This is a genomic window from Variovorax paradoxus, assembly GCF_030815975.1.
Lineage (GTDB): Bacteria > Pseudomonadota > Gammaproteobacteria > Burkholderiales > Burkholderiaceae_C > Variovorax > Variovorax paradoxus_N.
Genome location: NZ_JAUSXL010000002.1, coordinates 2,454,125 through 2,471,787 on the forward strand (window position 1 = coordinate 2,454,125; position 17,663 = coordinate 2,471,787).

Below are 17,663 nucleotides of genomic sequence, written 5' to 3' on the forward strand. Positions count from 1 at the left end.
AGGCGTGCCATTCAGGCCGCGTGCGCATGCCGCCGCGTGGTGAGCAGCGCGCGCAGCTTGGCCGGCGCGACCGGCTTGGTCAGCAGCATCACGCCGCCATGGCGCAGCCGCTGCAGCACCTCGGGCCCGGTGGCGCCCGAGACCAGCACCGCGAGCGCGTCGGGCTGCAGGCGCCGGGCGGCATCGATCACGTCCATGCCGTCGGCGTCGCCGGCCAGCTGCAGGTCGCACAGCACCGCGTCGAAATGCACATCGCCCGTGCCCAGCCTCGCGATGGCCTCGGCGCCGGTGGCCACGCATTCGACCTGGCAGCCCCACTGCTCCAGCAGCGCGCGGCTGCCGTCGAGGATGGCGGGGTCGTCGTCCACCACCATGCAGTGCAGGCCGGCCAGCGGCGTCGGCGCCAGGGGCGCGGGCTCGGGCGCGGCGGCTTCGGCCGCATGGGCCGCGGGCAGGGTGAGCGCAAAGGTGCTGCCGGCCTGCAGCGCCGAGCGCAGCGTGATGCGGGTGCCCAGCAGCGCTGCGATGCGCGCGCAGATCGCCAGGCCCAGCCCGAAGCCGCGGCGGCGGTCGCGCTCGGTGTTGGCCACCTGGTAGAACTCTTCGAAGATCCGGCCCTGGTGGATGGGCGCGATGCCGATGCCGTTGTCGCGCACCTCGATGCGCACGCTGTCGCCATTCTTTCCGCGGGCGCGGCGCGCGGCCACCAGCACGGTGCCGCCGGCCGGCGCATGGCGCAGTGCATTGGCCACCAGGTTGCCGACGATGCGCTGCAGCAGCGCCGCATCGCTGCGCACCGCCAGGCCGCGGTCGCTCCAGCGCAGGCGCACATGCGTTTCGGCGGCGGTGGCGGCATGCTGCGCATTGAGCTGGTCGAACAGCGCCGCGAGCGGCACCTTGGTGATCGCCGGTGTCAACACCTGGGCATCGAGCCGCGAGATCTCCAGCAGGTCGTCGAGCAGCACGCCCATGAACTCGGTGCTCTCCTGCAGCCGCAGCATGGCAGGCCGCTGCGCGGCGCTGGCGCCCGGCAGCAGGCCGTCGATGAACAGGCCCATGGCATGCAGCGGCTGGCGCAGGTCGTGGCTGGCCGCGGCCAGGAAGCGGGCGCGCGAAAGCGCCGCCTGCTCGGCCTCGGCCATGCGCTGCAGCGCCACCGCGGTGGCTTCGCGCACGCGCTCCTCGCTGATCTGCCGGTTGCGCTGCAGGCGCTCGGCCAGGCGGTCGATGTCGTGCGCGAGCACCGTGAGCTCGTGCGCGCGGCCGGTGCCCAAGCCCGCGGCGGCCGCGCGGCTGTCGCCTTCGGCCACGTCGCAGCGCGCTTCGAAGTGCCCGGCCTCGAGCGCGGCCACGGTGCGCGAGATGCGCCGCAGCGGCCGCGCCACCGTGCGCGCCATGTGGCGCACCGAGGCCCAGGCCGCGAGCAGCGCCACCAGCGCGATGCCGATGCTCGCGATCAGCGAGCGGCTGCGCTCGCGCGCATAGGCCGTGGTGTCGCGGAAGGTCTGCACCAGGCCGATGGGGGTCTCACCGGCGGCGGTGGAGCCCGCCGGCGCGAAGGCGCTGGCGCGCGACGCCTCGCGCAGCGTGACCGGCGAGGTGAACATGCGCAGCTGCGCGAGCGACGAGGCCTTGGGGCCGGCCGTCACATAGACGCCGGCGCTGTTGCTGATTTCCACGCGCATCACCTGGCCGCCGCGCAGCGCGGCATTGGCCACGTTCTGCAGCGCCGGCAGGTCGCCGGCATAAAGGCTCAGGTCGGACATGGCCGCCACCTGGCGCGCCACCGCCTGGCCTTCGGCATCGAAGGCCGCCTCGAGCGTCTGCAGCCGGCTGTGGGTGAACCAGCCGGTGAGCGCGAGCGCCACCGCGGCGCATGGCACCACGCCGAGCCGGAACAGGTCGCGCTGCAGGTTGCCGCGCACCAGCAGCGTGGGCGTGGGCACCGGCGCGGGCGCGGCGTGCTGGAGCGGCGGCGATACATCGGCGCGCCTGCCTTCGGACGGCAGTTTCGCGCTCATCGGGTGACCGTGAGCCGCTCGGTCAGTTCCCGCTCCTCGGGCAGGCGCAGGCCGAGTCCGCGCGCCACGGTGATGTTGACCCGCACGGTCGCGGGCGCGGCCGATTCCACCAGCGGACTGCCGCTGCCGCCCGCGCCGTTCGTGAGCTTCTGTCCGAGCAGGTGCGCCTGCCGGGCCAGCTGCGCCGGGGTGGAGACGGCCGCGGCCAGGCCGCCCGAGCGCACCAGCCCCTCGCTGGCGCCGAACACCGGCAGGCCCGCGCCCGCACCGGCGCGCAGCACCGAGAGCGTGGCGGCCTGGTTGTCGCCGATCAGGTCGGGCAGCACCAGCAGGGCGTCGCTGCGCGGCACCACCGCGCGCAGCGCGCCGGCCAGCGACCTGGCATCGGGCGCGTACTCGACCTGGATGTCCCAGGGCGGATTGCCGTTCTGCGCGGCGCGCTGCAGCTCGCGCACCAGCGGCTCGGATTCGAGCGTGGCGACCACGCCGACGCGGTGCTTCTGCGGCAGCACCGCGCCGATCAGCGCGAGCTGGTCCGCCATCGCCGGGTCGCGCAGCAGCACGCCCACGCGCCGGTCGCCGCGCCTGAGCGCCGGGCTGCTGGCGCGAAGGCTCTCGTAGTCGAGCCGGCTCAGCATCGCGAGCACCAGCGGCTGCTGGCCCGGGCGCTCCAGCGCGGCGCGCGCGGCCGGCGCGCCGACGGCCAGCGTGAGCGCGGCGTCCGCGGGCGCTGCGCGCAGGCTGCGCGTGCGCACGCCGGCAATGGCGTTGCGCTCGGGCTCGGTGTCGGTGCGGGCCGTTGTTTCCACCGGCAGGGCGGCGTCGGTGCCGGCGGCCGGCGCCAGCCGCACCAGTTCGAAGCGGCTGCCCGGCTCCTGGCCCGCGCGCAGATGCTGCACGAACTCGGCGTGCGCCGGGAGTTCGTCGCCCACCAGCACCGTGAGCTCGGCCGCCGAGGCGCCGGCGGCGGGCTGCGCCATGCAAAGAAGAGCCAGCGCGGCGCAGGCGCCTTGGCGTCGCCGTTTCCGGAGGAGCGGGATGAGAGGGTTCACGGCAACAAACATGGGCTGCTTCCGCAGCAAGTGCAGCACCCAATGTACGGAAGCCTCCTGCTTCGCGCGATAAGGCGGAGGGCTTATGTCGATGCCCGCAACCCCGTGCCGCTGTGAGGAAGATCACAGTGCGGCAGCCGCTTGGCCTATGTCCGACGCACTACCCTTGTCAGGCGTCGAGGTTCGCCAGCGCCGCGGCGCGCTGCGCCTGGATCGCCTGGCGCAGCACGCGCGGCGACACGGGCTTGTAGAGCACCGCGATGCCGGCGCTCGCCACTTCGCGCAGGCGGTCGGGCTTGGTCTCGCCCGTGACCAGCAGGCGCGCCGTGCCCGGCCCGATGCCGCGCGGATGGCGCTCGAGCGCGGCGATCACGTCCAGGCCGTTGTCGCCGCCCTGCAGCAGCAGGTCGCTCACCACCACGTCCGGCGGCTGCTCCCAGGCGTCGGCCAGCGCCAGCGCCTCGGCGCGCGTCTGCGCGGCCAGCACTTCGGCGCCCCAGTGGGTGAGCACCACCGTCAGGCCTTCGAGGATGGTGCGCTCGTCGTCGATCACCAGGATGCGCAGGTTCTCCAGGCTCGCCTCTTCCTCGGCGCCGCCGGCGGGGGGCGCGGCGCTCGGCGCCGGCAGCGCGGCCGGTGCCGAGCGCACGAGCACGCGCACGCAGGTGCCCTTGTGCGGCCTGGACGTGAGATCGACGCGCGTGTTGAGCAGCTCCGCCAGGCGCTGCACCGTGGCCAGCCCGAGGCCCATGCCGCGCGCGCCGCGCGGTGCTTGGCGGCTGGTGGACTCCACTTGGTAGAACTCCTCGAACACGCGCGCCTGGTGCTGCGGCGCGATGCCCACGCCGGTGTCGACCACGTCGATGCGAACGCCCTTGCCGCGCCGCCGCGCGCCGATCAGCACGCCGCCCTCGAGGGTGTGGCGCAGCGAGTTCGACACCAGGTTGTTGAGGATGCGCGAGAGCATCACGTAGTCGCAGCGCACCCAGAGCTCGGTCTTGCGCGCGACCAGGCGCAGGCCCTGCTGTTCGGCCACCGGGCGGAAGTTGCGGCTGATCTCGTCGAACAGCCGGTCCAGCGGAAAGTCGGCCCACTGCGGCTGCAGCACGCCGGCGTCGAGCTGCGAGAGATTGAGCAGTTCCGAGAACAGCCGGTCGAGCGAGTCGACGCACTCGCGGATGTGGCCGATGCGCTGCAGGCGCACCGGGTCGGTTTCGCCATTGGCCAGCCCGTCGGAAAAGAGCGTGAGCGCATGCAGCGGCTGGCGCAGGTCGTGGCTGGCCGCGGCCAAGAGGCGCGTCTTGGCCTGGCTGGCCACTTCGAGCTGCTGGTTCTTGCGCGCGAGTTCGGCGGTGGCCTCGCTGATGCGGCTTTGCAGCAGGCGGTGGCTCTCGGCCAGCGCGCGCGCCGCCTGGTTGAAGCCGTGCTGCAGGTGCCGGATCTCGGAGGTGCCTTCGATCGCCACGCTCGCGGCCTCGCCCGCGCCCAGCCGGTCCACGGCCTTGCCGAGCGCGCGGATCGGCTCGCTGATGCGCCGCGCCGCCCACCAGCCCGCCAGGCCCACGCCCACCAGGCTGATCGCCAGCACCAGCACCACGTTGAGCCACACCGAGCGCCGCGCGTCCTGCACCGCGTCCAGGCTCATTTCCACCATCACCTTGCCGTTGTGCCTGCCCTCGTCGCTGACGATCGGCACCACCACCTGCAGGCCTTCGCCGCGCGCGCGGTCGACGGTCTCGGAATTGGCGACGATCTCGCCGTCCTCCGACCAGATCTGCACCTGCTGCACATGCGGCTGGTAGGTGCCCGACTGGGCGGTGCGCTGCAGCATGCGGCGGTCCATGCGCACCAGCGGCGCCTGCGCCGCGTTGGCCACCTGCAGCGCCACCGTCTGCGCATTGGCGCGCATCAGATCGGTCAGGTTGCCCAGGTGCTGGCGCGTCAGCACGGCAATGGCCGCCAGCGTGGCCGCGGTGGCCGGCACCAGGGCCAGCAGGATCAGCTGCTGGGCGAAGGTGAGGCGCGCAAGCCCCCGGAGGACGCGGAAGTTCCAGTTCATGAGGGCATTGGGCGCATGAAAGTCGAGCTTGGGGAGGCGGCCGTGCGAGCGAAAGATGAGAAAAACATCACGAAAATAACTTGTGTTTGGTATCTAATTGCGTCGCGTTGCCCATGTTAGACCCGCTGGTCCGCAGCGGCCCCATGTCTTCGTGTTCCAAAAATGCAGGCCTCCCCATGCCGCGCCCGGAAGGCTTCCGGTGCTTCCCGCGCCTTCCACGCTTCCTTTTGCCCGAAGTTCGGGCGCGCTGCCGCCATGGCAGGCATGGTGCGCCGCGGCGCCGCAACCGCCATCCTGGCGCTGCTTGCCGGCCTGCCGTTCATGGCTCTTGCCCAGCCTGCGCCGCAGCCGGATGCGCCGGTGCGCTTCGGCATCCTGCCGCTGGGCGGCGCCTTCGAGTCGCGCAGCGACTGGGACCCGCTGCTGGCCGAACTCAGCCGCGCCATCGCCAGGCCCGTGAGCGTGCTGTCGGTCAACTCGTACGAAGCGCTCGAGCAGGCCATCCAGCGCGGCGAAGTCGACATGGCCTTCCTGTCCGGCAAGATGGCACTCGACGCCGTCACCCAGCGGCGCATGAAGGTCGTGGCCCAGGTGGTGCGGCACGACGGCCTGCCCGGCTACCGCGCGCTGCTGCTGGCGCGCAAGGCGCCGCCATTCAACAGCATGAAGAGCCTGCTCGCGGAGCCGGAACGCTGGCGCCTCGCGCGCGGCGAGCGGCAGTCGCTGTCGGGCTTCATCGTGCCGCAGCTGCAGCTGTTCCTGCCCAACCACATCGCGATGGAGACGCGCTTCCAGGGCGAGATCGTCGGAACCCACCAGACCACCGCGCTGGCCGTGGCCAACAACGAAGCCGACGTGGCCACCAACAACACGGCCGACTTCGAGCGCTTCAAGCAGCGTTTTCCGGCCGAGGCCGAGCGGCTGCAGGTGCTGTGGGAGTCGGAGCTCATTCCGCATGCGCAGATCGTGGTGCGGCGCGAATATCCGCCCGAGCTGCGCAGCCGCGTGCAGGCCTTCCTGGTCGGCTATGGGCGCGCGAAGGGGCCCAGGGGCGATGCGGAGCGCCTGGTGCTCAAGTCGCTGCATGACCTGGCCGGCTTCGTGGCGGCGGACAACAGCTCGCTGCAGCCCGCCGCCAAGCTGGCCTATCAGCTGGCCAAACAGAACGCCATGAGCGCGCAGTGGGTCAACGATGCGGCGCGGCAGGCGCGGCTCTCGCGCATCGAAAACGGGTACGCGGAACAGGCCGCCGTGCTGCGCGACCAGTCTCCCTGACAGAGGAGCCGGCCATGTCGCGCCTCCTGCGTTCCTTGGCCATGGTGCTTGCACTCGCGGCCATTGCCGCGGCTTGCCTGGCCCAGGGCAGTGCCGGCATGGCCGACAAAGGCGCCTCGCCGCCGGTCAAGTCGATCCGCTTCGGCGTGCTGCCGCTGGGTGGTACCGTCGAATCGCGCGCCTTGTGGACGCCGCTGCTGGCCGACATGAGCCAGGCCATGGGTGTGCCCGTGAGCGCCTACTCGGTGGCGTCGTACGAGGAACTCGACCGCGCCATCCAGCGCGACGAGATCGACATGGCCTTTCTCTCGGCCAAGATGGCGCTCGATGCCGTGATGCAGCGGCGCATGAAGGTGGTGGCGCAGATCGCGCGCCGGCCCGGCATGCCCACGCACCGCGCCGTGCTGCTGACGCGCAAGGCCGGCGTGCCCAGCACGCTGGAGGCCGTGCTCGCCGAGCCCGAGCGCTGGCGGCTGGCGCGCGGCGACAGCCGCTCCGTGACCGGCTTCCTCATTCCGCAGAGCCAGCTTTTCCTGCCGCGAAAGATCGCGATGGAAACGCGCTTTCGCGGCGAGATCATCGGCACCCACCAGGCCACCGCGCTCGCCGTGGCCAACGGCGATGCCGACGTGGCCACCAACAACACCACCGACTTCGAGCGCTTCAGGGAACAGTTCCCGGTGGAGGCCGCGCGGCTGCACATCGTCTGGGAGTCCGAGCCGCCGCCCGGCGCGCAGATGGTGGTGCGGCGCAGCTACCCGTCCGAATTCCAGGCCCGGCTGCAGGCCTTCCTGGTGGGCTACGGCCAGGGCAAGGGCGCGCGCGCAGATGCCGAGCGCGAGGTGCTGAAGACACTGCGCGCAGCCTACGGCTATGCCCCCGCCGACGACAGCGCGCTGCTGTCCGAGGCCATGCTCGAATACCAGCTCGGCCAGCAGAGCGCCATGGCCGCCGCCTGGGTCAACGACGCCGCGCGCGAGAAGCGCCTGCAGCGCATCGAGAAGAACTACCGGGAACAGGTCGAGGCATTGCGCGCCGGAACTGGCACCCCACGCTGACCATTTGCGGCCAAGGCGCTGAGCCGGCCGAGCACTGAAAGTGAAGGCCCCTGTCGAAGCGGCAGCGCATATCCGAGTCGATATCATCTGCCGGGCCTGCCAGGGCAACTGGTCATCCGAGGGAGAACATGCCACGTCGACGAACGCGAATTCGGTTGCGCATGACGGGTTGGGAGAGCCCCATGCCGGGGCATTACTACAAGGGCGAGGCGATCCGATGAGCGCGCGATGGCGGCTGCCGCTGAACATGCTGGCCTGGACCTTGGCAATGCCCTTGCTCAGCGTCGGCCTGCGCTTCCTGGACCAGCATCGGATCCTGGCGATGTCGGGGAGCGTCGTGGCGGCCGGAGCACTTGCGCTTGTGCTGTGGGCCGCCTTGATCTACGCGAGGTGCGTTCCGGCAGCGCCCGAACTTTCGCGCCGCATCGGGTACTTCGTGGCGTTCGTCGCCGCGATGCTTGCACTGGGCGCGGGAGCCCTTTGGCTGACCTTCTGGGCCATCGTCGCGATCTACGGCCTGTAGCTTCCGCCGAGAGGTGCCAGCCACGCATCTACTCCCTTCGCCGTAGCTCCAAAACCCCGCATCTAGGCCGTTAGGCGGATTTGCCCGCCGCGGCGCGCGCCGGAAACTTCGTGTTTCTTTCAGGCAGCCCTTGCCGTTGACGGAGTGCGGATGAGTTGGCGAACAAAAGTGGTCTGGAGCGAGGGGATGCTGCTGCAGCCCCAGCACCTGCAGCAAAGCGAGCGTCATGCCGACCATGCGAGGCATGTGCTGCTGCGTTCCACCACGCCCTATGCCTGGGGTTTCGCGGAGATCGAGATCGATCAGGCCGCGCTCACGCTGGGCAAGCTCGCGCTGGTGCGCGCGGTGGGCATCTTCGGCGACGGCACGGTGTTCGACATGCCGGCGGTCGATCCGCTGCCCGAGCCCATCGACATTCCTTCTTCCATGCGCGACGAGGCCGTGGTGCTGGCGCTGCCGCTGCGCCGCGCCGGCGCCCGCGAGGCCGACGCCGAAGAATACGAGGAGCTGGTGCGCCACCGCGTGCTCGAATCCGAGGTGCCGGACTCCAACACCGCCGGCGAGCGCACCGCCGTGCTGCAGCTGGGCCGGCTCCACACGCGCCTGATGCGCGCCAGCGAAGCGACCGATGCCTGGACCACCATGGGCGTGGCCCGCGTGGTCGAGCGCCGCGTCGACAACCAGGTGCAGCTCGACCGCGCGATGCTGCCGCCGCTGCTCGACGTGGCGGGCCACGGCGCGATCCGCTCCTGGCTCGACGAGTTGCTGGGCCTGCTGCGCCAGCGCGGCGAGGCGCTGGCCGGCCGCATGACGCAGGGCGGCACCGGCGGCGTGGCCGAGATCGCCGACTTCATGCTGCTGCAGACCGTCAACCGCAACGAAGCCGTCTTTGCGCACCTGGCCAAGAGCGCGATGCTGCATCCGCAGCATTTCTTCGAGCATGCGCTCGGGCTGGCCGGCGACCTCGCGAGCTTTCGCGATTCGCGCCGCGTGGCGCGCTTCGGCCCCTATATCCACGACGACCTGGCGCTGAGCTTCCGCCCGCTGATGGACGACCTGCGGCGCAGCCTCTCGATGGTGCTGGAGCAGTCGGCCATCCGCATCGAGCTGCACGACCGCAAGCATGGCGTGCGCGTGGCGATGGTGACGGACGTGGAACTGCAGCGCAAGGCGACCTTCGTGCTCGCGGTGAATGCGAGCATGCCGAGCGAGGCGCTGCGCGCGCGCTTCCCGACACAGGTCAAGATCGGCCCGGTCGAACGCATCCGCGACCTGGTCAACCTGGCGCTGCCGGGCGTCACGCTCACGCCGATGCCGGTGGCACCGCGCCAGATTCCGTTTCACACGGGCGCCAACTACTTCGAGCTCGAAACGCGCAACAGCGACCTGTGGCGCCAGCTGGAGCAATCGGGCGGCATCGCGATGCATATCGCGGGCGACTTTCCCGGCCTCGACCTCGCGTTCTGGGCCATTCGTTCCTAGCCGCATCGGGCTGACGGAAACGGAACACCATCATGAGCACACCTCCCGATCCCTTCGCCGCCTTCGAGTCGGAGCGCACGGTCATCAAGCCCAAGCCGCGCACGCCGGCCGGCATGCCGCCGCCTGCTGCGGCGCCGGCGGCCTTCTTCGGCGGCGCCGATCCGACGCCCGCCGTGGAGGTCGGCGAGATCGGCTTGCTCAATCCGCTGGTCTCGGCCGCCGGCAAGCTGCTGGTGCTGATCGGCAAGCTGCGCAATCTCGCGCAGCCGCCCAACGTGTCGGCCCTGCGCGCCTCCACGGCCGATGCGGTGAACCAGTTCGACGCCGCCGCGCGCCGCGCCGGCATCCCCAACGAATCGGTGCTGGCCGCGCGCTACGTCCTCTGCACCTCTCTCGACGAGGCCGTGGCCAACACGCCCTGGGGCGTGCAGGCCGGCTGGAACAAGCAGAGCCTGCTGGTGCAGTTCCACAACGAGACCTGGGGCGGCGAGAAAGTGTTCCAGCTGCTCGCCAAGCTCGCGCAGGACGTGCCCACGCACCGCCAGCTGCTGGAGCTGATCTACAGCGTGCTCGCGCTCGGCTTCGAAGGCCGCTACCGCGTGGTCGACAACGGCCGCGCGCAGCTCGATTCGGTCCGCCAGCGCCTGGCCGACCTGATCGCCAAGGACCGCCCGCCGCTCGAGGCCGAGCTGTCGCCGCATTGGCGCGGGCAGGGCGCGGGCACGGTGCGGCTGCGCGAATCGTTGCCGCTGTGGGTGTTCGCGGCCGGCTTCGCGCTGCTGCTCGCGCTGGCCTGGTTCGGCCTGCGGCTCACGCTCAACTACCGCTCCGACACCACCTATGCCGCCGTGTCGGGCCTGCGCGTGCCCAACATCCAGATCGCGCCGCCCGCCGTGCCGGCCAAGTCGCCGCGGCTCGCGCGCTTTCTCGAACCCGAGATCAAGCAGGGCCTGGTCACCGTGACCGACGAGGCCGACCGCAGCGTGGTGCGGCTGCGCGGCGATTCCTTCTTCGGCTCCGGCAGCGCCGAGCCGATGGCCGCATCGCTGCCGGTGCTGCGCCGCATCGGCCAGGCGCTGGCCGAGGTGAAGGGCGAGGTGCTGATCACCGGCCACTCCGACAACCAGCCGATCCGCTCGCTGCGCTATCCCTCCAACTGGCACCTGTCGGCCGCGCGCGCCGATGCGGTGAAGGGCGCGCTCACCACGCTGGTCGATCCGGCGCGCATGCGTTCCGATGGCAAGGCCGACGCCGAGCCCGTGGCCGCCAACGACACGCCGGCCAACCGCGCGCGCAACCGGCGCGTGGACATCGTGCTGCTGTCCGAGCCGGACCGCGTTGCTGCGGCGGGAGTGACGAAATGATCAAGAAATTCTTCGGCTTCCTGTTCAGCCCCCTGCTGCTGACCCTGCTGGCGCTGGTCATCGTCGCGCTCTTGATCTGGTGGATCGGCCCGCTGGTGAAGATCGGCGCGTGGGTGCCGCTCGAAAGCGAGCTCACGCGCGCGCTGCTGATCGGCGCCATCGTGCTCATCGTGGTGCTGCGCGCGCTCTACCGCCGCTGGCGCGCGCGCCGCGCGAGCCAGCACCTGACCGACGGCCTCATGAAGGCGCCAACCGTCAAGACCGACGCCCCGGTCAATGGCGAGCAGAAGATCCTCGACACGCGTTTCAGCGAAGCCGTGGCCACGCTCAAGCAGATGCGCCTGCATGCCGCGGGCAAGAAGCCCGGCTGGCGCGACTGGCTCTCCATTTCCGGCGGCAGCTACCTGTACGACCTGCCGTGGTACGTGTTCATCGGCGCGCCGGGCGCGGGCAAGACCACGGCGCTGGTCAACTCGGGCCTGTCGTTCCCGCTGGCCGAGAAGTTCGGCCCCGGCGCGATCCGCGGCGTGGGCGGCACGCGCAACTGCGACTGGTGGTTCACCGACGAGGCCGTGCTCATCGACACCGCCGGCCGCTACACCACGCAGGACAGTCACCAGTCGGAAGACAAGAGCGCATGGGAAGGCTTCCTGGGCCTGCTCAAGAAGGCGCGCCCGCGCCGGCCGCTCAACGGCGTGTTCCTCACGGTGAGCGTGGCCGACCTGCTGAGCCATGGGCCCGAGCAGCGCACGCAACTGGCCGCATCGATTCGCGCGCGGCTGCTCGAGCTCGATGCGAAGCTCACCACGCGGCTGCCGGTGTACGTGCTCGTCACCAAGAGCGATCTGCTCTATGGCTTCACCGACTACTTCGACGATCTCGGCAAGGAACAGCGCGCTCAGGTATTCGGCTTCACGCTCGCAGCCGACGAGAACGTGCAGGCCGACGAGAAGGGGCTGTCCACCGCCTTCCACCGCGAGTTCGCGCTGCTGCACAACCGCGTCAACGACGGGCTCATCGCGCGCATGCAGCGCGAGACCGACGGCACGCGGCGCGCGGCGATCTTCGGCTTTCCGGCGCAGTTCGGCTCCATCGGCTCGATGCTGTCCGACCTGCTCGACCAGGTCTTCACCGGCTCGCGCTTCGCGCAGCCGCCGTGGGTGCGCGGCGTGTACTTCACCAGCGGCACGCAGGAAGGCAGCCCGATCGACCGCGTGATGGGCAGCCTTTCGCGCAGCTTCGGCATCGAGCGCGCCATGCTCGCGCCGCAGAAGTCGAGCGGCCGCAGCTACTTTCTCACCGCGCTGCTGCGCGAGGTGGTGTTCCCCGAGCAGCGCCTGGCGGGCGCCAACGTGAAGCTGGAGCGCCGGCGTCACACGCTGCGCATGGCGGGGGTGGCGGCCATGACGCTGGTCACGCTCGCATTGCTTGCGGGCTGGGGCTACAGCACGCTGCAGAACGTCAATTATTTGAAGTCGGTCGAGGCGCGCGTCGAGCCCGCGCGCCAGACCCTTGCGGCGCTGCCGTCGCGGGTGCAGAACCTGGTCGAAGTGGCGCCCGTGCTGCAGGGCCTGCGCGACATCTGGAAGACGCCCGACAACCGCCAGGGCGACGAGCCGCTGTCGATGACGCTCGGCCTCTACCAAGGCGACAAGCTCGACGCCGCCGCCATGCTCACGCACCAGCGCGCGCTCAACGATGCCTTCCTGCCGCAGATCGCCAAGCGCATCGAAGACCAGCTGCGCACCGCGCAGAAGGACAACCTCGAGTACACCTACGAAGCGCTCAAGAGCTATTTGATGCTCTACCAGCCCGAGCACTTCGATGCCGAGGCGCTCAAGGCCTGGATCACGCTCGACTGGGCGCGCAGCCTGGACCGCGGCATTCCCGAGGACCAGCGCCAGGCGCTCGAAGACCAGCTCGACGTGCTCATTGCCCAAGGCCCGCCGCGCTCGCCGCTCAAGATGGACGAGAACCTGGTGCGCAGCGTGCGCGCCGTGCTCGCGAGCTATCCGCTGGAGCAGCGCGTGTTCAGCCGCTTGAAGCGCCAGCGCGCCACCAAGGACATTCCGGGCTTCAGCATCGCCACCGCGGCCGGCCCCTCGGCCCCGCTGGTGTTCGAGCGCATCAGCGGCAAGCCGCTGACCGAAGGCGTGCCCGGCATGTTCACCTACGACGGCTACCACAAGCGCTTCCAGAACGAGGTCACGGTGCTCACCGGCCTGCTCGCGCAGGAAGACCCCTGGGTGCTCGGGCAGGACCGCAGCGCCGCCGACCGCATGCGCGACGTGGCGGCGCTCGGCGCGCTGACCGACCGCGTGCGCCGGCTCTACCTGGCGGAATACGTCAAGGTCTGGGAGGCGCTGCTGGCCGACGTGCGGCTGATCCGCGCCAGCGGGCTCGAGAAGAACATCGAGGCCGCGCGCATTCTCTCGGGCGTGGGTTCGCCGCTTGCGAACTTCCTGCGCGCGGTGGTGAAGGAAACCACGCTCATTCCGGCCGACCAGCCCAAGGACGTGGTGAGCAAGGCCACCGCCACCGTCGCGAGCACCCGCAAGGGCCTGGAAGACCTGTTCGGCGGCGATCCGAACAAGGCCGTGGCCGCCGGCAAGCGCATCGAGAGCATCGTGGACGACCGCTTCGAGCCGCTGCGCCGCCTCGTCACCGCCGCCGGGCCCAACCAGCCCGCGCCCATCGACGATGCGCTCAAGCTCTTCAACGAGGTCTACGTGTACCTCAACGCCGTCGACACGGCCGTGAAGGGCCGCACCTCGCCGCCGCCGGGCGACGTGGCCGGCAAGCTCAAGTCCGACGCGGGCCGCCTGCCCGAGCCGGTGCGCACCATGGTCGAGAACCTGAGCCAGTCGGGCGCGGCGCAGGCCCAGGTGGCCGAGCGCGGCAACCTGAGCCAGGACCTGCGCCCCGTGACCGATTTCTGCAACCGCGCCATCGCGGGCCGCTATCCCTTCGTGGGCAGCAGCAAGCGCGACGTGCTGCCCGAGGACTTCGGCCAGATGTTCGGCGCCGGCGGCCTGATGGACGAGTTCTTCCAGAAGCGGCTGGCCGCGCTGGTCGACACCAGCACCAAGCCGTGGCGCTACAAGCCCGTGGCCGAACGCGGTGCCGTCACCACGCAGGCGCTGGCGCAGTTCGAGCGGGCCGCGCGCATCAAGGACATCTTCTTTCGCGGCGGCGGCCGCGGGCCGTCGATGCGGCTGGACTTCAAGCCGGTGGAAATGGATGCGGGCATCACGCAATTCATTCTCGACGTGGACGGACAGCTCGTGAAATACGCGCACGGCCCCGTGGTGCCCATGGCCGTGCAGTGGCCCGGCCCCAAGGGCAGCAACCAGGTGCGCATCCAGGTGAGCCCGCCGTCGGCCACCGGCAGTTCGGGCTCTGCGGTCGATGGGCCATGGGCGCTGTTCCGCGCGCTCGACGACGGCCAGCTCGAAGCCGGCGATGCGCCCGAGAAGTTCTTCATCATCTTCCAGATCGGCGCCCGCAAGACGCGCTTCGAAGTGACCACGAACAGCGTGCAGCATCCGATCCGCCTGAAGGAGCTGCGCGAGTTCTCCTGTCCGGAGGGGCTGTGAGCGACGTCGCTGCTTTTTCTTCTTCTGCATTACCCGGATGGTTCGGCAAGCTGCCGGGCATGGGCGACTTCGCGCACCGGCGCTTGCCCGAGTCGTTTCGTTCCGTGTGGGACCCGTGGCTGCAGCGCGGCTTGGCGCGGCTGCGCGATCGGCATGCGGACTGGACGGCGCACTACCTCGAAGCGCCGGTCTGGTGCTTTGCGCTCGGGCCGCAGGTTGCGGGGGAGGGCGCCTGGATCGGCGTGCTGATGCCGTCGGTCGATGGGGTGGGGCGGTACTTTCCGTTCACGCTGGCGGTGGAGATCGATGCTGCCTCGGGCGAGATGCTGCTGCAGGGTGAGGCGCTGCAGCAGGCGCTGCGGTGGTGGGGGCAGGGGACGCGGGCTGCGCTCGAAGGGCTTGAGGGGGATCTGGATGCGCTGCGGTTCGATGCGGTGCTGCAGAGACTCTTTGATGCGAATGACCTCGCACCGCGTGAGGGGGCTGTGGCGTCGCTCGCCTTGCCTGGGGCGGGGGAGTCTCTATGGCTTGGCGATCCGGGCGCTGAGGGGGGGACTCGGATGGTTGTTGTGGGGCTGCCTTTGGATGGGCAGTTCGAGGCTTTGTTTTTGGGGGGCGGGGAATGAATTTCCTGCGTTCTTTTGTGTTCCGAGGCCGGGTCTCGCCCCGGCGGGCGAGCTACTTTTCTTTGCTTCGCCAAAGAAAAGTAGGCAAAAGAAAGGCGACCCTACTGTCTGCGTCCCTCCGCTGCGCTACGGGCAACCTGCGGTGCTCGACTCCGGCGGGGGTCCGCAGAACTCGCTTCGCTCAAACAGCTGCGGCCCTGATCCCGCCTCCATCTGCGCTCCTCGGCGCATACAGAAGGGGTGGGAGCCGACGGGCCATCGCTTCGCTCGGCCGGGGCCAACCCCAACAGCCCAACTCAATACCAACAGCCAATACCAACCACCGCAGGCGCTGCGCGCCTGCGGTGGCTTGGTGGCCGAGCGCAGCAAAGGCCCGTGTGGTTTGCCCTCCCCTCTGTATGCGCCGAGGAGCGGAGCGTTTCGCGGATCAGGGCCGCAGCTGTTTGAGCGAAGCGAGTTCTGCGGACCCCGCGAAACGCGAGCACCGCAGGTTGCCCCATAGCGCAGCGAAGGGGTCGCAGACAGTGGGGTCGCCTTTCTTTTGCCTACGTTTCTTTGGCGAAGCAAAGAAAAGTAGGTCGCCCGCCGGGGCGAGACCCGGCCTCGGGAAGCAAGCACCCGTATGCGTTCAAACGGGAGCCAGCCAATGACCGAAGCTCAAAAACCCAAAAACCCACCAGACGACGACCGCACGCAAGTCATGTCGAGACCTGCGCAGCAGCCGATCAACGACGAAGCCGACACCTCCGCCACCGTTATCACATCCGGCTCGACAAGCCTGTCCAACGCGCCTGTAGCCGCCGCTGCAGAAACCAACGAGGCCGGCCTCCTCCCCGTAGGCAGCCACCTAGCAGAATTCGAAATCACCCGGGTCGTAGGCCAGGGCGGCTTCGGCGTCGTCTACGAAGCCTGGGACCACACGCTCGAACGCGTGGTCGCCATCAAGGAATACCTGCCGACCTCGCTGTCCACAAGGCAGCAGGACGGAACAGTGGTCCCCCTGTCGGAGCGCCACCGCGAAACCTTCGACCTCGGCATGCGCAGCTTCATCAACGAAGCCCGCCTGCTCGCGCAGTTCGACCATCCCTCGCTGCTGAAGGTCTACCGCTTCTGGCAGGAGCGCGGCACCACCTACATGGTGATGCCGTTCTACCGCGGCGACACGCTGCGCCAGGCGCTGGTCTCCATTCCCGCGGGGGTGGACGAGGCCTGGCTGATCCGCATCATGGACGGCGTGACGCAGGCGCTGGCGGTGATGCACGGCGCCAACTGCTACCACCGCGACATCGCGCCCGACAACATCATCCTGCTCGAAGGCTCAGGCCGGCCGGTGGTGCTCGACTTCGGCGCCGCGCGCCGCGTGATCACCGACAAGACGCAGGCGATCACCGTCATCCTCAAGCCGGGCTACGCGCCCATCGAGCAGTACGCCGAGATGCCCGACATGTCGCAGGGCGCCTGGACCGACGTCTATGCGCTCGCGGCGGTGATGCACGTGGCCGTGTGCGGACGCGCGCCGCCGCCTTCGGTGGCGCGGCTCTTGTCCGACAGCTACGTGCCGCTCGGGGGCAACGAGATCCTGCGCCAGCGCTACAGCCTGCGTTTGCTGCAGGCGATCGACGCGGGCCTGGGCGTGCGGCCCGAGTCGCGGCCGCAGTCGATGGCCGAGTTCCGCGCCGCGCTCGACCTGGAGGTGGGCCACAGCATCGCGCCGCCGCCGCGCACCACGCCCGCAGGCTCGGGCGCGCGCAGCACTGGCAATGCCGACCTGCCGACGACGATCGGCCGCGGCAAGGCGCCCGCGCCGGCACCCGCTCCAGGCGTGGGTGCGGGCGGAAAGAACAACAACAACAACGGCAAGGCCGTGGCCGCGATCGCCTCGGTGGCCGTGCTCGCCGCCGTGGCCGGTGGCGGCTGGTGGTGGTACCAGGGCCGCAGCGCGGGCGCGGAAGGGGACAACAGTGGCAAGCAGGTCGCCGTCGCACCGCCGCCGCCGCCCGAGCCGCGCGTGGTCCAGGCACCGCCGCCACCTCCACCACCACCTCCGGCACCCCGCACGCCGCTCGAATCGCTGCAGTCGCTCGCGGCGGGTGCGGCGCCGGGGTTCGACGTGACGGCCGTGCCGAAGAAGGCCGAAGTGTCGATCGGCAAGGACAAGCTCGCCTTCGAGGTCCGCAGCAAGCGCGAGGGTTTCGTCTACGTGTTCCTGCTGTCCAGCGGCGGCGAGATGTTCCTGCTGTTCCCGAACCTGCTCGACAAGTACAACAAGATCACCGCCGGCAGCCCGCTCTCGCTGCCGCGCGCCTCGTGGCCGATGGATGCGGGCGGGCCGGCCGGCACCAACCAGTTCGCGGTGCTCGTGAGCCAGCACGAGCGCGACTTCAGCGCCTCTGGCGTGCAGAACGACGGCGTGTTTCCGCAATTTCCGCTGCCCGTGCTGGCGGCGCTCGAAGCCAGCCGCGGCGCAGCAGGTCCGTCTCCCTTGCTGGGCAAGCCGGTCTGTGCGCCCAACACCCCGTGCAACGACGTCTACGGCGTCGCGAATTTCAAAATCGTCGAGAAGTAATCGTCTGCAGAGCGTTGGCCCGATGGGCCGTTCTTTCCGGA

At 70.1% G+C, this 17,663-nt stretch carries 11 protein-coding genes; 8 read left to right on the forward strand and 3 right to left on the reverse strand.

Annotated features, from left to right (window positions below):
• Positions 1–11: 11 nt before the first annotated feature.
• The 3 genes from QFZ47_RS15265 to QFZ47_RS15275 all read right to left on the reverse strand — a co-directional run bounded on the left by QFZ47_RS15265 (position 12) and on the right by QFZ47_RS15275 (position 5,132).
• Positions 12–2,021 (reverse strand): ATP-binding response regulator, encoded by a 2,010-nt coding sequence (locus QFZ47_RS15265; RefSeq protein ID WP_307656429.1) that lies wholly within the window; start codon positions 2,019–2,021, stop codon positions 12–14.
• Positions 2,018–3,001: an ABC transporter substrate binding protein gene (locus tag QFZ47_RS15270; protein WP_307656430.1), complete on the reverse strand. Its 984-nt coding sequence runs from the start codon at positions 2,999–3,001 to the stop codon at positions 2,018–2,020. Before QFZ47_RS15270 ends, QFZ47_RS15265 begins: the two co-directional genes overlap by 4 nt.
• Before the next feature lie 241 nt (positions 3,002–3,242).
• Positions 3,243–5,132, reverse strand: a complete 1,890-nt coding sequence (locus QFZ47_RS15275; RefSeq protein WP_307656431.1) for an ATP-binding response regulator — start codon at positions 5,130–5,132, stop codon at positions 3,243–3,245.
• 264 nt (positions 5,133–5,396) lie between these two features.
• Here QFZ47_RS15275 and phnD (QFZ47_RS15280) point away from each other — a divergent pair, with 264 nt between their 5' ends.
• The 8 genes from phnD (QFZ47_RS15280) to QFZ47_RS15315 all read left to right on the forward strand — a co-directional run bounded on the left by phnD (QFZ47_RS15280) (position 5,397) and on the right by QFZ47_RS15315 (position 17,622).
• A complete protein-coding gene (phnD, locus tag QFZ47_RS15280; protein WP_307658949.1) occupies positions 5,397–6,407 on the forward strand; it encodes a phosphate/phosphite/phosphonate ABC transporter substrate-binding protein in 1,011 nt (336 codons plus the stop codon).
• A 14-nt stretch (positions 6,408–6,421) separates the two neighbouring features.
• The gene (gene phnD, locus QFZ47_RS15285) at positions 6,422–7,465 is read left to right on the forward strand and encodes a phosphate/phosphite/phosphonate ABC transporter substrate-binding protein (RefSeq protein ID WP_307656432.1); all 1,044 of its coding nucleotides are present in this window, start codon (positions 6,422–6,424) and stop codon (positions 7,463–7,465) included.
• A gap of 217 nt (positions 7,466–7,682) precedes the next feature.
• Positions 7,683–7,988 (forward strand): hypothetical protein, encoded by a 306-nt coding sequence (locus QFZ47_RS15290; RefSeq protein WP_307656433.1) that lies wholly within the window; start codon positions 7,683–7,685, stop codon positions 7,986–7,988.
• A 150-nt stretch (positions 7,989–8,138) separates the two neighbouring features.
• The gene (gene tssK / locus QFZ47_RS15295; protein WP_307656434.1) at positions 8,139–9,470 is read left to right on the forward strand and encodes a type VI secretion system baseplate subunit TssK; all 1,332 of its coding nucleotides are present in this window, start codon (positions 8,139–8,141) and stop codon (positions 9,468–9,470) included.
• Positions 9,471–9,502: 32 nt separating this feature from the next.
• On the forward strand, positions 9,503–10,834 hold the full coding sequence (locus tag QFZ47_RS15300; protein WP_307656435.1) for a DotU family type VI secretion system protein: 1,332 nt from the start codon (positions 9,503–9,505) through the stop codon (positions 10,832–10,834).
• The gene (tssM, locus tag QFZ47_RS15305; RefSeq protein WP_307656436.1) at positions 10,831–14,430 is read left to right on the forward strand and encodes a type VI secretion system membrane subunit TssM; all 3,600 of its coding nucleotides are present in this window, start codon (positions 10,831–10,833) and stop codon (positions 14,428–14,430) included. Before QFZ47_RS15300 ends, tssM begins: the two co-directional genes overlap by 4 nt.
• Entirely contained in the window at positions 14,427–15,056 is a 630-nt protein-coding gene (tagF, locus tag QFZ47_RS15310) for a type VI secretion system-associated protein TagF (protein ID WP_307656437.1), read from the forward strand. The genes tssM and tagF overlap by 4 nt, the downstream gene beginning before the upstream one ends.
• 646 nt (positions 15,057–15,702) lie before the next feature.
• Positions 15,703–17,622 carry a serine/threonine-protein kinase gene (locus QFZ47_RS15315; RefSeq protein ID WP_307656438.1) on the forward strand — a complete coding sequence of 640 codons (1,920 nt, stop codon included), beginning with the start codon at positions 15,703–15,705 and terminating at the stop codon, positions 17,620–17,622.
• Positions 17,623–17,663 lie beyond the last annotated feature (41 nt).

What these genes read in the sequence shown, in the direction of transcription:
- QFZ47_RS15275 (WP_307656431.1), bottom strand. Translation starts at nt 5,132, where the DNA reads ATGAACTGGAACTTCCGCGTCCTCCGGGGGCTTGCGCGCCTCACCTTC.
- QFZ47_RS15290 (WP_307656433.1), top strand. Translation starts at nt 7,683, where the DNA reads ATGAGCGCGCGATGGCGGCTGCCGCTGAACATGCTGGCCTGGACCTTG.
- tssK (WP_307656434.1), top strand. Translation starts at nt 8,139, where the DNA reads ATGAGTTGGCGAACAAAAGTGGTCTGGAGCGAGGGGATGCTGCTGCAG.
- QFZ47_RS15300 (WP_307656435.1), top strand. Translation starts at nt 9,503, where the DNA reads ATGAGCACACCTCCCGATCCCTTCGCCGCCTTCGAGTCGGAGCGCACG.
- QFZ47_RS15270 (WP_307656430.1), bottom strand. Translation starts at nt 3,001, where the DNA reads ATGGCGCAGCCCGCCGCCGGCGCCTCGGCGGCCGAGCTCACGGTGCTG.
- phnD (WP_307658949.1), top strand. Translation starts at nt 5,397, where the DNA reads ATGGTGCGCCGCGGCGCCGCAACCGCCATCCTGGCGCTGCTTGCCGGC.
- phnD (WP_307656432.1), top strand. Translation starts at nt 6,422, where the DNA reads ATGTCGCGCCTCCTGCGTTCCTTGGCCATGGTGCTTGCACTCGCGGCC.
- QFZ47_RS15315 (WP_307656438.1), top strand. Translation starts at nt 15,703, where the DNA reads ATGACCGAAGCTCAAAAACCCAAAAACCCACCAGACGACGACCGCACG.
- QFZ47_RS15265 (WP_307656429.1), bottom strand. Translation starts at nt 2,021, where the DNA reads ATGAGCGCGAAACTGCCGTCCGAAGGCAGGCGCGCCGATGTATCGCCG.
- tssM (WP_307656436.1), top strand. Translation starts at nt 10,831, where the DNA reads ATGATCAAGAAATTCTTCGGCTTCCTGTTCAGCCCCCTGCTGCTGACC.